Origin of the sequence: Candidatus Rhodoblastus alkanivorans (assembly GCF_022760755.1) — a bacterium.
GTDB classification, from domain to species: Bacteria; Pseudomonadota; Alphaproteobacteria; order Rhizobiales; family Beijerinckiaceae; genus Rhodoblastus; species Rhodoblastus alkanivorans.
Genome location: NZ_JAIVFP010000001.1, coordinates 3,390,704 through 3,404,766, shown reverse-complemented (window position 1 = coordinate 3,404,766; position 14,063 = coordinate 3,390,704). Strand labels below are relative to the sequence as shown.

The following is a 14,063-nucleotide window of genomic DNA, read 5'->3' as shown; positions in this document are numbered from 1 at the left end:
GGATTTTTCCGCACGGGCTATGCGGTCTCTAAGATGGAAGGCGGCGCAATTTTGAAATCACGCCGCTTGACATTTGCAAAAAAATGTTTTCGCCCCTCTTGGCAGATGGCGCGAGAGCGTTTACAAACCTCGGTTCCGGCGACGGCGATGTCGCCTTGCGGATATGGCGTCGCGAGATTTCTCCGCCTTTTGGAAAGATGTTGTGTCGAAACAGGATTTTGGGCGCTTTGGGCCTCGCGGCTCGATCGTCCAGGTTTGGTTTGCTTCACGAATTGACCGATCGGCACGGTTTCGCGCCATGTTTGCGGAAATTCAGCTTCCGCCGGGTTTGGGCCTCGGGCTCAGGCTTTGGCGGCGGATTGGCCGGGAGGCCCTGTTTTCGTCCCTCGGGACAGAAGAGGGGTCTTGCGGTCATGTCCTGTCCAAGACTGCCGGCGCTCTCGCTTCGTGCAAGGGCTTAATTATCCACCAGGCGCCCGGTCACGGGAGGCGGATGGCCAGCATAGACGGGGAAAGACCTAATATTCCGGAGGTTTTCGCCTCCGGCGGTTTGGTTCGAACCCTCTGATCCACAGGGGCGCGCGCATTTCGCGCTCACTTCTCGTGGGGACAGGCTTTTCGGCGTCGCGTGGCCTCAAACCGCGCGGCAAGTCGGCAACCGGCGGGCGCCTTCGCCAGGCTCCGCCCATTGAAGTGAGAGCACTGTGGACAGAGCGGAAAAGAAAGAAGCCGTAGCCACGCTCCACGACGTCTTCTCGAAGACGGGCGTGGTGGTGGTCGCGCGTTATTCCGGCCTGACCGTCGCACAGCTTCAGACCCTGCGCAAGCAGGCGCGCGAAGCCGGCGCGAGCGTTCAGGTCGCCAAGAACCGCCTCGCCAAGATCGCCCTCGAAGGCACTGACGTCGCCTCCATCGGAGCCCTGCTCAAGGGCCCGACCCTGATCGCCTTTTCGGACGATCCGGTGGCGGCGCCAAAGGTCGCGGCCGCATTCGCCAAGGATTTCGATAAATTCGTCATCCTCGGCGGCGCCATGGGCGCGACCGCCCTGAACCCGGACGGGGTGAAGTCGCTTGCGACCATGCCCTCTCTCGACGAACTGCGCGGCAAGCTGGTTGGCCTCATCTCGGCCCCGGCGACCAAGCTCGCGCAGCTCTCGACCGCGCCTGCTGCGAAGCTCGCGCGCGTGTTCGGGGCTTACGCCAACAAGGACGCGGCCTGATTGCAGGCGTGGCATTGAAATCAAACGAACCAAACCCGAAATATACAGGAACTGAAAATGGCTAACCTCGAAAAGATCGTCGAAGAGCTTTCGGCCCTCACCGTCCTAGAAGCGGCCGAGCTCGCCAAGATGCTGGAAGAGAAGTGGGGCGTGTCGGCCGCTGCGGCCGTCGCGGTCGCCGCCGCTCCCGGCGCGGGCGCCGCTGCGGCTGCTCCGGTCGAAGAGCAGACGGAATTCACGGTCGTTCTCGCCGCCGCCGGCGAAAAGAAGATCGAAGTCATCAAGGAAGTCCGCGCCATCACCGGCCTCGGCCTCAAGGAAGCCAAGGACCTGGTCGAAGGCGCGCCGAAGCCGGTCAAGGAGGGCGCGTCCAAGGATGACGCCGCCAAGATCAAGGCCGCCCTGGAAAAGGTCGGCGCCAAGGTCGAGCTCAAGTAATTATCGGCGCTTTCGCCCGGGCCGCCTGCTTCGCTTGCGGAGCGGGCGCGCGGCGGATGCGGGGACGGGCGCGCGCCTTGCGCGCCCGGACAGAAATAGAGGCGGTCTCGGGGCTTTCTCCGGGGCCGCCGCAGCCGTAACAGGGACCCGTGCGGTCCCGGTCGCGGCGAAGAGGCGGGAAGGCCTCCGATCCTTCCCAGGAATTTGCGCGGAGTTTTCCGCGGGTCCCGGCGAGGCCGGGGGGGGCGAACGGAACCGCATGATCCCGACGAAGCGGATCATGGGCAAATCAGTCCGCCTGATTGTGGTGCGAGGAGCGATATGGCGCAAGTGTTCACCGGCCGGAAGCGTGTCCGTAAATTCTTCGGTCATATCCGCGAAGTCGCGGTCATGCCCAATCTGATCGAAGTGCAGAAGGCTTCGTACGATCAATTCCTGATGGTCGAGGAGCCCAAGGGCGGGCGCGACGACGAGGGATTGCAGGCCGTGTTCAAATCGGTCTTCCCGATTTCGGATTTCGCCGGGACCGCTTTGCTCGAATTTGTCAAATATGAATTCGAGCCGCCGAAATATGACGTGGACGAATGCCGCCAGCGCGGCATGACCTTCGCCGCGCCGCTCAAGGTGACCTTGCGCCTGATCGTGTTCGATGTGGATCCGGACACGGGCGCCAAGTCGGTCAAGGACATCAAGGAGCAGGATGTCTATATGGGCGACATGCCCTTCATGACCATGAACGGCACCTTCATCGTCAACGGCACCGAGCGCGTCATCGTCTCGCAGATGCACCGTTCGCCGGGCGTGTTCTTCGACCACGACAAGGGCAAGAGCCACAGCTCGGGCAAGCTGCTGTTCGCCGCCCGCATCATTCCCTATCGCGGCTCTTGGCTCGATATCGAATTCGACGCCAAGGACATCGTTTACGCCCGCATCGACCGCCGCCGCAAGATTCCGGCGACGTCGCTGCTTTATGCTTTGGGCCTCGACGGCGAGGAAATTCTGTCCGCCTTCTACAAGAAGATCGCTTACGTCCGTGAAAAGGACGGCTGGCGCCTGCCTTTCGACGCCGAGCGCATGAAGGGCCTCAAGGCCGTGGTGGACATTGTCGACGCCGACACCGGCGACGTGGTGGTCGAGGCCGGCAAGAAGCTCTCGGTGCGCGCCGCGCGCCAGCTCGCCGAGCGCGGCGTGAAGTTCATCCGCGCCGTGGACGAGGACCTTTACGGTCAGTTCATCGCCGAAGATCTCTACAATCCGCAGACCGGCGAAATCTATGCGGAAGCCGGCGAGGAAATCACCGCCAAGTCGCTGGAGGCTTTGGTCGGCATCGGCTTCACCGAACTGCCGGTGCTCGACATCGACCATATCAATGTCGGCCCCTATATCCGCAATACGCTCGCGCTCGACAAGAATTCGTCGCGCGAGGAGGCTCTGTTCGACATTTATCGCGTGATGCGCCCGGGCGAGCCGCCGACCATCGACTCGGCCGAGGCGATGTTCCATTCCTTGTTCTTCGATTCCGAACGTTACGATCTCTCGGCTGTCGGTCGCGTGAAGATGAACATGCGTCTCGACCTCGATTGCCCGGACACGACCCGCGTGCTGCGCCGCGACGACATTCTCGCGGTCGTAAAGGCCCTGGTCGATCTGCGCGACGGCCGCGGCGAGATCGACGACATCGATCACCTAGGCAACCGCCGCGTCCGCTCCGTCGGCGAGCTGATGGAAAACCAGTATCGCCTTGGTCTTTTGCGCATGGAGCGTGCGATCAAGGAGCGTATGTCCTCGGTCGATATCGACACGATCATGCCCCAGGACCTGATCAACGCCAAGCCGGCGGCGGCCGCCGTGCGCGAGTTCTTCGGCTCGTCGCAGCTGTCGCAATTCATGGACCAGACCAATCCGCTGTCGGAAATCACCCACAAGCGCCGCCTCTCGGCTCTTGGTCCGGGCGGCCTGACCCGCGAGCGCGCGGGCTTCGAGGTGCGCGACGTCCATCCGACCCATTACGGCCGCATCTGCCCGATCGAGACGCCGGAAGGTCCGAATATCGGCCTGATCAATTCGCTCGCGACGTTCGCGCGCGTCAACAAATACGGCTTCATCGAGGCTCCCTATCGCCGAGTTAAGGAAGGACTTGTCTCGGACGAGGTCGTCTATCTCTCAGCGATGGAAGAGCAGAAATATTCTGTCGCCCAGGCCAACGCCTCGCTCGATCCCGAAGGCCGCCTGACGGAAGACCTCGTGGTCTGCCGCCGCGCCGGCGACGTGGTGATGCTGACGCCGGACCATGTGGACTTCATGGACGTGTCGCCGAAACAGCTCGTTTCGGTCGCCGCGGCGCTCATCCCATTCCTTGAGAACGACGACGCCAACCGCGCGCTGATGGGCTCGAACATGCAGCGCCAGGCCGTGCCTCTGGTGCGCGCCGACGCGCCGCTGGTCGGCACCGGCATGGAAGGCGTGGTGGCGCGCGATTCCGGCGCGGCAATCGCCGCGCGCCGCTCCGGCGTGGTGGACCAGATCGACGCCACCCGCATCGTTATTCGCGCGACCGAAGATCTCGGGCAAGGGCGTCCGGGCGTCGACATCTACCGCCTGATGAAGTTCCAGCGCTCGAACCAGTCGACCTGCATCAACCAGCGTCCGCTGGTGCGCGTCGGCGACATCGTACGCAAGGGCGACATCATCGCCGATGGCCCCTCGACCGACATGGGCGATCTCGCGCTCGGCCGCAATGTGGTCGTCGCCTTCATGCCCTGGAACGGCTATAATTTCGAGGACTCGATCCTCCTCAACGAGAAGATCGTCAAGGAGGACATTTTCACCTCGATTCACATCGACGAATTCGAGGTGATGGCCCGCGACACCAAGCTCGGCCCCGAGGAAATCACCCGCGACATTCCCAACGTCTCGGAAGAGGCGCTGAAGAATCTCGACGAGGCGGGCATCGTCTATATTGGCGCGGAAGTGCAGGCGGGCGACATTCTCGTCGGCAAGATCACGCCGAAGGGCGAAAGCCCGATGACCCCGGAAGAAAAGCTGCTGCGCGCCATTTTCGGCGAGAAGGCTTCGGACGTCCGCGACACCAGCTTGCGCGTGCCGCCGGGCGTCCAGGGCACGATCGTCGAGGTGCGCGTCTTCAACCGCCATGGCGTGGACAAGGACGAGCGCGCCCAGGCGATCGAGCGCGAGGAAATCGAGCGTCTCGCCAAGGACCGCGACGACGAACTGGCGATCCTCGACCGCAACGTCTATGCCCGTCTCGCCGAAATGCTGATCGGCAAGATGGCTCTTTCCGGCCCCAAGGGCTTCAAGAAGGAGCAGGTGCTGACCCGCGAGCTGATCGACGAATATCCGCGCTCGCAATGGTGGGTATTCGCGGTGGACGACGACGCCCTGATGGGCGAGATCGAAGCCATGCGCAAGCAATATGACGAGGCGAAGAAGGGGCTGGAAAGCCGCTTCCTCGACAAGGTCGAAAAGCTGCAGCGCGGCGACGAATTGTCGCCCGGCGTGATGAAGATGGTGAAAGTCTTCGTCGCGGTGAAGCGCAAGATCCAGCCCGGCGACAAAATGGCGGGCCGCCACGGCAACAAGGGCGTGGTCTCGCGCATTCTGGCGCAGGAGGACATGCCCTTCCTCGCCGACGGCACGCCCGTCGATATCGTGCTGAACCCGCTCGGCGTGCCCTCGCGTATGAATGTCGGCCAGATCCTCGAAACGCATCTCGGCTGGGCCTGCCGCAATCTCGGCAGGCAGGTCGCGGAAGCGGTCAACGCCTATCAGCGCTCGATGAATTCCTCAGCCTTGCGCGACAAACTCGCCGAGCTTTACGGCGAGGGCGCCCAAACCTCCGACCTCGGGGAGGTTGGCGACGGCGAACTGCTGGAGATCGCACAGAACCTGACGCGCGGCGTGCCGATCGCGACTCCGGTCTTCGACGGCGCCCGCGAGGCGGACATCGTCAAGATGCTGGAGCAGGCCGGCCTCGACGCCTCCGGTCAGACCCTTCTCTATGACGGGCGCACGGGCGAGGTTTTCGACCGCAAGGTGACGGTGGGCGTGATCTACATGCTCAAGCTGCATCATCTCGTGGACGACAAGATCCACGCGCGTTCGATCGGCCCCTATTCGCTCGTCACCCAGCAGCCTTTGGGCGGCAAGGCGCAGTTCGGCGGCCAGCGCTTCGGCGAAATGGAAGTCTGGGCGCTGGAAGCCTATGGCGCGGCCTATACGCTGCAGGAAATGCTGACGGTGAAATCGGACGACGTCGCTGGCCGCACCAAGGTCTACGAATCCATCGTCCGCGGCGACGACACGTTCGAGTCGGGCATTCCCGAAAGCTTCAACGTGCTGGTGAAGGAAATGCGTTCGCTCGGCCTCAATGTCGAACTGAACCAGTCCGCGCCTAATGCGGACGAAGAGACGCCGCCGGCCGAAGCCGCCGAATAAGCGACGGGCGGCGTAGACGCCGCCCGATGTGGCCCCCTTTCGGAGCGGGATCCCGCGCGCGCAGCCGGGATCGCCAGCCCAGGAGAAAACCATGAATCAAGAGGTTATGAATCTCTTCAATCCGGTCGTCGCGCCCCAGACGTTCGACCAGATTCAGATCTCCATCGCCAGCCCGGAAAAGATTCTGTCCTGGTCCTTCGGCGAGATCAAAAAGCCCGAGACGATCAATTACCGCACGTTCAAGCCGGAACGCGACGGTCTGTTTTGCGCGCGCATTTTCGGTCCGATCAAGGATTACGAATGCTTGTGCGGCAAGTACAAGCGCATGAAATACAAGGGCGTCATCTGCGAAAAGTGCGGCGTCGAAGTCACTTTGTCGCGGGTGCGCCGCGACCGCATGGGACATATCTCGCTCGCAGCCCCGGTCGCCCATATCTGGTTCCTGAAGAGCCTGCCGTCGCGTATCGGCCTGCTGCTCGACATGACGCTCAAGGATCTCGAGCGCATCCTCTATTTCGAGTCCTATATCGTCATCGACTCGGGCCTCACGCCGCTCAAGACCCGCCAGCTCCTCAATGAAGAGGAATATCTGATCGCCCAGGACGAATATGGGCAGGATTCCTTTACCGCGTTGATCGGCGCCGAGGCGATTCGCGAACTTTTGCGCAGCCTCGACCTCGAGAATATCGCGGCGCAGCTCAAGGTGGAGATCGCCGAGGCGACCACCGAGCTCAAGCCCAAAAAGCTCGCCAAGCGCCTGAAGATCATCGAGGCCTTCATCAATTCCGGCAACAAGCCGGAATGGATGATTCTCACCGAGGTTCCCGTCATCCCGCCGGATCTGCGACCGCTCGTGCCGCTCGACGGCGGCCGCTTCGCGACCTCGGATCTCAATGATCTCTACCGCCGCGTCATCAACCGCAACAACCGTCTGAAGCGGCTGATCGAACTGCGCGCGCCGGACATCATCATCCGCAACGAAAAGCGCATGCTGCAGGAAGCAGTGGACGCTCTGTTCGACAACGGCCGCCGCGGCCGCGTCATCACCGGCGCGAACAAGCGTCCGCTGAAGTCTCTCGCCGACATGCTCAAGGGCAAGCAGGGCCGTTTCCGCCAGAACCTGCTCGGCAAGCGCGTCGATTATTCCGGCCGCTCGGTCATCGTGGTCGGTCCGGAACTCAAGCTGCATCAATGCGGCCTGCCGAAGAAGATGGCGCTGGAGCTGTTCAAGCCGTTCATCTATTCGCGCCTCGACGCCAAGGGCCTGTCCGCCACGGTGAAACAGGCCAAGAAACTGGTAGAGAAGGAAAAGCCGGAAGTCTGGGACATCCTCGACGAGGTGATCCGCGAACATCCGGTCATGCTCAACCGCGCGCCGACTTTGCACCGGCTGGGCATCCAGGCGTTCGAGCCGACGCTGATCGAAGGCAAGGCGATCCAGTTGCACCCGCTGGTCTGCGCGGCCTTCAACGCTGACTTCGACGGCGACCAGATGGCCGTGCACGTGCCGCTTTCGCTGGAAGCGCAGCTCGAGGCGCGCGTGCTGATGATGTCCACCAACAACATCCTGCACCCCGCGAACGGCCAGCCGATCATCGTGCCGTCGCAGGACATCGTGCTCGGCCTCTATTACCTGACCCTCGTCCGCGACGGCGAGCCGGGCCAGTACCGCGAAGATCCCGTGACCAAAGCGCCGCTTGCCGGCATCTATTCGAATATGGCCGAGATCGAACACGCTCTGTTCGCCAAGGCGATCACCCTGCATACCAAGATCAAGGGCAGGGCCTGGACTTTTGACGAGAATGGCAAGCGCGTCGCGAAGATTTTCGACACCACGCCGGGCCGCATGATGCTGGGCCAGCTCGCGCCCGACCATAACAAGATCCCCTTCGACGTCATGAACAAGCTCATGACGAAAAAGGAAATCTCGGGGATGATCGACACCGTCTACCGCAATTGCGGTCAGAAGGAGACGGTGATCTTCTGCGACAAGATCATGGGTCTTGGCTTCCGCGAAGCCTGCAAGGCCGGCATTTCCTTCGGCAAGGACGACATGGTCGTTCCCGAGACGAAGGGCCGCATCGTCGAGGAGACCCGCAGCCTCGCCAAGGAATATGAGCAGCAGTACAACGACGGCCTGATCACCCAGGGCGAGAAATACAACAAGGTCGTGGACGCCTGGGCGAAATGCACCGACAAGCTCGCCGAGGAAATGATGGCGCGCATCTCGGCGGTCCGCAAGGACGACGACGGCCGTGACAAGCCGATCAACTCGATCTACATGATGTCCCACTCCGGGGCGCGCGGCTCGCCCGCTCAGATGAAACAGCTCGCCGCCATGCGCGGCCTGATGGCCAAGCCTTCCGGCGAGATCATCGAGAGCCCGATCATCTCGAACTTCAAGGAAGGCCTCACGGTTCTCGAATATTTCAACTCGACCCATGGCGCCCGCAAGGGCCTCGCGGACACCGCGTTGAAGACCGCGAACTCGGGCTATCTGACCCGCCGCCTCGTCGATGTGGCGCAGGATTCGATCATCACCTCATATGATTGCGGTTCGACCAACGGCATCCGCATGCGGGCGATCATCGACGCCGGCCAGGTGGTGGCGACGCTCGCCGTTCGCATCCTGGGCCGCTTCACGGCCGAGGATCTGGTCGATCAGGATGGCGCGGTCATCGTCAAGGCCGGCGAGATGATCCAGGAATGGCATATCGACCGCATCAACGCGGCCGGCATCCAGGAAGTGAAGATCCGCTCGGTGCTGACGTGCGAAGCCAAAAACGGCTGCTGCGCGGCGTGCTACGGACGCGATCTCGCGCGCGGCACGCCCGTCAACATGGGCGAGGCGGTCGGTGTCATCGCGGCGCAGTCGATCGGCGAGCCGGGCACCCAGCTCACCATGCGCACCTTCCATATCGGCGGCGCGGCGCAGATCGCGGACAGCTCGTTCATCGAAACCAATTTCGAGGGCGTGGTGAAGCTCCGCAATCGCCATGTCGCGCGCAATTCGGATGGCGATCTGATGGTCATGGCGCGTAACGTCGCCGTGGTCATCTGCGGCCCTGACGGAACCGAGCGCGCGGTGCACCGCGTGCAATATGGTTCGCGCCTTAAGGTGGACGATGGTGATCACGTCAAGCGCGGCCAGCGCGTGGCGGAATGGGACCCCTATACCCGTCCCATCCTGACCGAAGTCGAAGGCGTCATCGGTTTCGAAGACTTGGTCGAAGGCCAGTCCATGTCGGAAACGGTGGACGAGGCGACCGGCATCGCCAAGCGCATGGTCATGGACTGGCGCCTGAACGCCCGTTCGTCGAGCCTCAAGCCGGCCCTGGTCATCAAGGGCAAGGACGGCAAGATCCTGAAACTGGCGCGTGGCGGCGAGGCCCGTTACACGCTTCCGGTGGAGTCGATCCTCGCGGCCGACCCGGGCGCGACGGTCCAGGCGGGCGACGTCATCGCCCGTATCTCGCTCGAAAGCGCCAAGACCCGCGACATCACCGGCGGTCTGCCGCGCGTCGCGGAATTGTTCGAGGCGCGCCGTCCCAAGGATCACGCGATTATCGCGGAGATCGGCGGCACGGTGCAGTTCGGCCGCGACTACAAGAACAAGCAGCGACTGAGCATCATCCCGAGCGAGGAGGGCGCCGAGCCCGTCGAATATCTGATCCCCAAGGGCAAGCACATCCATCTGCAGGATGGCGATATTGTCGAAAAGGGCGATTACATCGTCGACGGCAACCCGGCGCCGCATGACATTCTCGCGATCAAGGGCGTCGAGGAACTGGCCGCCTATCTCGTCAACGAGATTCAGGAGGTCTATCGCCTGCAGGGCGTGAGCATCAACGACAAACACATCGAGGTGATCGTCCGCCAGATGCTGCAGAAGGTCGATATCACCGATCCCGGCGACACCGACTTCCTGTCCGGCGAGCAGGTCGATCGCATGGAGATGGACGAGGTCAACGAACGGGCGATCGAGGAGGGCCGCAAGCCTGCCGCGGGCGTGCCGGTCCTGCTCGGCATCACCAAGGCGAGCCTGCAGACCCGTTCCTTCATCTCGGCGGCTTCGTTCCAGGAGACCACCCGCGTCCTCACCGAGGCGGCGGTCAACGGCAAGATCGATACGCTGGAAGGCCTCAAGGAGAACGTCATCGTCGGCCGCCTGATCCCGGCCGGTACCGGCGCCGCCATGGCGAAGCTCCGCCATATCGCGACGACCCGCGACGACCTGATCCTGCAGCAGAAGGCGGAAGCGTCGAGCGCGCCGCCGCCGCAGCTTCCCGCCGCGGAATGATCAAGCACAAGGCCGCCCTTCGGGGCGGCCTTTTTGTTCGGGACGGTCGCGCGGCGGCCGAAGAATGTTTCGAATTTGGAGGATTTTAACTATCTGTGCGCTGGCGCCGCAGAAAGTTGGCGAGACTCTTGCCCCCGGCGCCTTCCTGCTGCTATAGCCGTCGAACCGAGCCGGACGAAAACGTCCGACTTACGGCCTCGTGGCGGAGTGGCTACGCAGAGGACTGCAAATCCTTGTACGGGGGTTCGATTCCCTCCGAGGCCTCCATTAAATCAATAACTTAGATACAAAAGATTTCGTCGCCAAATTCCAGTCAGCGTTTCGTCATGATTGCAGGGTCGCCGGGATGCCCTCCGCAAAAATGCCGATTAGGCTCGCGCCTCCGGTTTTGGACAATGCCGAATCCCGACCAAATCACGCCGCCCTCGATCGCCCATTTGAAGGCGCAAGGCGTGACGGGCGTCTCTCCATTCTGCCGCGCCTGCGGTCATTCCGGCGCCGTCACCTTCGATGCAATCGGGTTTCCCGACTCGACGCCGTTCCCTGCGATCGCCAGGGCGCGGCGGTTCCGTTGCTCGGCTTGCGGGGCGCGGGACTATGCGGTCATGCCGGATTGGAGCGGCTATCGCGCGCCGGGAATGGGGCAAATGAGAAACGCCCGCCAGTACATCCGTGGTGGGCGTTTCGTTGGCCTTGGCTCTTGGGGCAAAGCCTCGGCTAGCGGCTGATATGGTCCGCCGGCCGTTGCAGCGCTAGGGGAGCGATCAGGCGATGGCCGGGCGTCGATCTTCGCCGGCCCGTCCCATAGCGGCCAGCGCCTCCACAATCTGCGAAGCAAGCCGCACATCCTGCGCGGCCTCGTGGCCCGGCTCAAGAGCGGCGGAATCGGGATAGAACGCCTTGAGCGCCCGCGCCTTCAAGATCAGGTCGCCGATCGTCGCGGCCGGCGGCGCCTCGATCTCGTCAATGACGTCGTCACGGCGATCGAACAGGCGATCAAGTTCGGCGTCGAATGCATCCGGCCCGAATTGGGTTCGGCGCGACCTCAAAGCGTCGATCGCAGTCATGGCGGCGTCGAGCCGTTCGGCGAGTTCATGAGAGTTTTTGCATATTGCGTTCATCGGAAGCCCCGGATTTGTTGGGTTACGGGGCGATCCAGCATCAAAAATTGATCGGGAAGCAACCGGGAAATTTCCCGACCACTTTTTCAGGGGAGAGCGGCGCACGGTCGGGAAAATTCCCGACGCAAATCCCGGCGAATCGCGCAATTATGTGAAGCGTGCTTTTGCCATCGCCGCAGATTGGCCGGCCCAAGCGTCGGGTTCCTAAAGCCGATTTGAAGTTCGAAGGGGTTTTGTTTTGCTGAGTTTCATTCGACGGCTTTTTCGACCGCGCGATGGCGTTACGATCTCGCCGAAGGACCAAAGCAACGCGGAGGCTTCTATTCCGGGGCCGGCCGCTGCGAATCCCGATCCACCTGCCGCATCAATCGATTCCCAAGACGCGACGCCAAAAGAAAATGGTGGGCGACCCCACGAATGCGCGTCCGAAATTCCGTTGGACGCATATGGCTATCAAAAGGTTTCCAGCCGCAGCAGGCCCTGGTCATTCTATTACCGCAATGCCCTTCCGGCGCCGATACCCGATGTTCCGAAAATCCGCGGCGATGGACTGTTCACCTATCGCGTTCCAAGCGCCGCCCATTATCAAAGCGAATTAGAAGCCGTCGCCGGCGGCCAACGTGACGCGAAGATCATCTTCCGGACAAACTGCTTGCTCTGCCCCGATCCCGAGAATCCGCACGATTCCGATGCGGTCGCCGTGCGTATTGGCGGGATGAAAGTCGGATACATCGCCCGCGCCGACAATCGCCAAATCCTGTCGGCGTTGAGCGCCGCAGGTGTTTATGACCGTGTTCAATGTCGCGCTGAAATCTGCGGCGAAGGCTTTGGACAGGCGACCGGATCCACGAAATTCCGTCTCAGCCTCGACCTCTTTCTCCCGATTGAAATCGTATCGGGACCGAAGCGACAAAAAAGAGGCGTGGCATCCAAAAACGAAAACTGAAAATTCATGCGCCGCTGAACGGGACAAGCTCGGGGCGATGATCGGGCCGGCCCGGCTCGCGCGCTTTTCATTCGATGCGCGTGAACCCCGCCCCCAACAGCCCCGGCGCGTCGCTCTCGACAACCTGGACCAACCGATCGTCGGGAATGGTCAGGCGTTCCCCGGATAGCGTGTAGGCGAGGGAAAGCCCCTCCGGCGCCCGGAGCGTCACCAATGCTTGCGCCCGGCCTTCGATGACCGGATCCGAAGCCTTGGAACAGATATTCGTTTCGTCCACTCAATATATCGAGCCGTTACCGCTCATGGCCAAAACTACCTGACCTCGCAAATACGCCACCTTTTGCCGGTGTTTCGGAAGACAGAGGCAAGGCACTCAGCTCGATAGACAAGTCACCTTTACAGAACAGGATGCAGGTGTACTTTGATGGATCGAATGATTGGCTCTCAGTTCAGGCATTGGAGAGTGGTCTATCAATAGATGTTCCACGCTTCGATGCGAAGGCGGCTCGCACTACCATGCTCGCGGCGGAAGGCTATGACCCCACCCGTATTATTCGCTTCGCTATGAGGCCGTTTGATGTTCAATGGGCCTATTACTCTCCATGTCGGCCCTTGTGGCGCGAGCCACGCCCGGAATAATGGGGCAGCTTCCAGAATTCGAAATGGTCCATTGTTTCACGTTTTAAAGCAGCCAAGGAAAAAGAAGGACCTCAGATATTATTTTCTCGTTGTTTGTGCGACTACCACGCTATGCCGCCAAATGCGTCGATATTTACATCCCACTATGTAGTCAACGATGTGAGCCTATTTGCTTTGCGCGTCCACGATAACGTCTCAGAGAAGGCGGTAGTATATCTCTCGAGTATTGGAGATGCTGGGAATAATGCAGAAGATAACGCAAAAATAATTTGGATGCACTGTCTTTCAATTTCCTATTCGCCTATGTACGTCGATCAAAATTGTCACGGAGTTACGACCGACTGGCCGCGCATCCCGCTGCCCGACCAACGGGCGCTGCTCGACAATTCGGTGGCGCTCGGTGCGCAAGTGGCGGCGCTGCTCGACACGGAGGCCGATGTGCCGGGCGTCACCAGCGGCACCGTCGCGGAGCACCTGCGTGTGCTGGGTGGCATTTCCAGCACCGATCTGAGCGTGAGGGCCGGCTGGGGCAGCCGCGACTCCAAGGGGCGCGTCAATCCGGGCCTCGGCAAGACTGAGACGCGGGATTGGACCGGCCCCGAAAAGGAGGCTCTGCGCAACGGATTTGCGGCTCAAGGTATTGACGAGGCGCGGGGTTTCGCGCTGCTCGGCCGCGCGATCGATGTCTTTCTGAACGAGACGACCTTCTGGGCGTGTGTGCCCGAGGCCGCATGGGACTATGTGATCGGCGGCTATCTAGTGATTAAGAAATGGCTCTCCTATCGTGAGGAAGCCATTCTCGGCCGACCGATTGTTAAGGATGAGGCTCGCGAGGTGACGGCCATGATACGGCGCCTGACCACGCTGATCCTTCTGAGCGATCGGCTCGACGAAAATTACGAGGCTTGTCGCGATAACTGTTACAGCTGGCCTACGCCCTGACA

Annotated in this window: 8 protein-coding genes and 1 tRNA gene; 7 read left to right on the top strand and 2 right to left on the bottom strand. The window is 61.7% G+C overall.

The genetic code is table 11. The features are described 5' to 3' along the window. The first annotated feature begins 704 nt into the window (after positions 1 to 704). The 5 genes from rplJ to K2U94_RS15765 all read left to right on the top strand — a co-directional run bounded on the left by rplJ (position 705) and on the right by K2U94_RS15765 (position 10,680). A complete protein-coding gene (gene rplJ, locus K2U94_RS15785; protein WP_243068119.1) occupies positions 705 to 1,220 on the top strand; it encodes a 50S ribosomal protein L10 in 516 nt (171 codons plus the stop codon). A 57-nt stretch (positions 1,221 to 1,277) separates the two neighbouring features. Next, positions 1,278 to 1,658 (top strand): 50S ribosomal protein L7/L12, encoded by a 381-nt coding sequence (rplL, locus tag K2U94_RS15780; RefSeq protein WP_243068118.1) that lies wholly within the window; start codon positions 1,278 to 1,280, stop codon positions 1,656 to 1,658. 321 nt (positions 1,659 to 1,979) lie between these two features. Beyond that, positions 1,980 to 6,113 carry a DNA-directed RNA polymerase subunit beta gene (rpoB, locus tag K2U94_RS15775; protein ID WP_243068117.1) on the top strand — a complete coding sequence of 1,378 codons (4,134 nt, stop codon included), beginning with the start codon at positions 1,980 to 1,982 and terminating at the stop codon, positions 6,111 to 6,113. A 91-nt stretch (positions 6,114 to 6,204) separates the two neighbouring features. After that, the gene (gene rpoC / locus K2U94_RS15770) at positions 6,205 to 10,413 is read left to right on the top strand and encodes a DNA-directed RNA polymerase subunit beta' (RefSeq protein ID WP_243068116.1); all 4,209 of its coding nucleotides are present in this window, start codon (positions 6,205 to 6,207) and stop codon (positions 10,411 to 10,413) included. Positions 10,414 to 10,606: 193 nt separating this feature from the next. Further along, positions 10,607 to 10,680, top strand: a tRNA-Cys gene (locus tag K2U94_RS15765). Between the two features lie 497 nt (positions 10,681 to 11,177). On the opposite strand, the gene K2U94_RS15760 is transcribed toward K2U94_RS15765, so the two are convergent. Continuing rightward, positions 11,178 to 11,534, bottom strand: coding sequence for a hypothetical protein (locus tag K2U94_RS15760; protein ID WP_243068115.1), 357 nt, complete (start codon positions 11,532 to 11,534; stop codon positions 11,178 to 11,180). Positions 11,535 to 11,970: 436 nt separating this feature from the next. Here K2U94_RS15760 and K2U94_RS15755 point away from each other — a divergent pair, with 436 nt between their 5' ends. Further along, a complete protein-coding gene (locus tag K2U94_RS15755; protein WP_243068114.1) occupies positions 11,971 to 12,480 on the top strand; it encodes an HIRAN domain-containing protein in 510 nt (169 codons plus the stop codon). A gap of 67 nt (positions 12,481 to 12,547) precedes the next feature. Here the strand turns inward: K2U94_RS15755 and K2U94_RS15750 are convergent, their stop codons facing one another. After that, positions 12,548 to 12,757, bottom strand: coding sequence for a hypothetical protein (locus K2U94_RS15750; protein WP_243068113.1), 210 nt, complete (start codon positions 12,755 to 12,757; stop codon positions 12,548 to 12,550). A 392-nt stretch (positions 12,758 to 13,149) separates the two neighbouring features. Between K2U94_RS15750 and K2U94_RS15745 the strand changes: the two genes are divergently transcribed. Continuing rightward, complete coding sequence (locus K2U94_RS15745; protein ID WP_336606183.1) at positions 13,150 to 14,061, top strand: type ISP restriction/modification enzyme; 912 nt, start codon at positions 13,150 to 13,152, stop codon at positions 14,059 to 14,061. Positions 14,062 to 14,063 lie beyond the last annotated feature (2 nt).

Bases quoted from the DNA above. Each gene is read 5' to 3' on its own strand.
- rplL (WP_243068118.1), top strand. From the start codon at position 1,278: ATGGCTAACCTCGAAAAGATCGTCGAAGAGCTTTCGGCCCTCACCGTC.
- rpoB (WP_243068117.1), top strand. From the start codon at position 1,980: ATGGCGCAAGTGTTCACCGGCCGGAAGCGTGTCCGTAAATTCTTCGGT.
- rpoC (WP_243068116.1), top strand. From the start codon at position 6,205: ATGAATCAAGAGGTTATGAATCTCTTCAATCCGGTCGTCGCGCCCCAG.
- K2U94_RS15760 (WP_243068115.1), bottom strand. From the start codon at position 11,534: ATGAACGCAATATGCAAAAACTCTCATGAACTCGCCGAACGGCTCGAC.